This is a genomic window from Burkholderia sp. Ac-20384 (assembly GCF_017104605.1).
GTDB lineage: Bacteria > Pseudomonadota > Gammaproteobacteria > Burkholderiales > Burkholderiaceae > Burkholderia > Burkholderia lata.
Genome location: NZ_JAAGPE010000706.1, coordinates 1 through 778 on the forward strand (window position 1 = coordinate 1; position 778 = coordinate 778).

The 778-nt window shown below is 68.9% G+C and carries 1 protein-coding gene and 1 pseudogene; both read left to right on the top strand.

Translation table 11 applies throughout. The features are described from left to right. The first annotated feature begins 66 nt into the window (after positions 1-66). The gene (gene rimI / locus G3O00_RS42930; protein ID WP_011352484.1) at positions 67-567 is read left to right on the top strand and encodes a ribosomal protein S18-alanine N-acetyltransferase; all 501 of its coding nucleotides are present in this window, start codon (positions 67-69) and stop codon (positions 565-567) included. Further along, positions 554-778: pseudogene (locus tag G3O00_RS42935) on the top strand (uracil-DNA glycosylase); the annotation flags it as partial. The gene rimI and the pseudogene G3O00_RS42935, both read left to right, overlap by 14 nt.

Sequence of the window (778 nt, forward strand, 5' to 3'; positions counted from 1 at the left end):
TAAGGTTGCGCAGACGACCGCCGAGCGCGTCGCGGCACGGGCCGCGCAGACGGGCGGAGCGAAGGGATGACGGGTGTACTGCTGAGCGATCGCTATCTGGCGCCGATGACGGATGCCGATCTCGACGAGGTCGTCGCGATCGAGCACGTCGCGTACGAATTTCCGTGGAGCCGCGGCAATTTCGAGGATTCGTTGCGCAACGGCTACCAGGGCGTGTGCCTGCGGCACGTGACGGGTTCGCTGATCGGCTATTGCGTGCTGATGCCCGTGGTCGACGAGATGCACCTGCTGAACCTGTGCGTCGCGCCGGCCGCGCAGTGCGCGGGCGCGGGCCTGGCGCTGCTGCGCGAGGCCGTGCGCATTTCTCGCGCGGAAGGGCTCGACGGCGTGCTGCTCGAGGTGCGGCCGTCCAATCCGCGCGCAATTCATCTGTACGAGCGTTTCGGCTTCTTGACGATCGGCCGGCGCAAGAATTATTACCCGGCGAAGCATCGCAGCCGGGAGGACGCAATCGTGATGCGTCTGACGCTGAACAAGGACGAAGGGGACGCGCATGGCATGGGCTGAAGCGGCGCTCGAGGAAATGGGCCTCGCGCAGATCTGGGTGCGGCGCGGGCAAGGCGCGGAGGAAGGCACGGACGAGGGCGCGGCAGCCGACGCGCACGCCGCCGCGCAAACCGGTGCGGCGCACGCCGCACCTGCCGTCGCGACTGAGCGACCTGCGCGGATCGCACGTACGCCGGCACAGGACGAGGCGCCGCCGGCAGTGGCGCGAAGC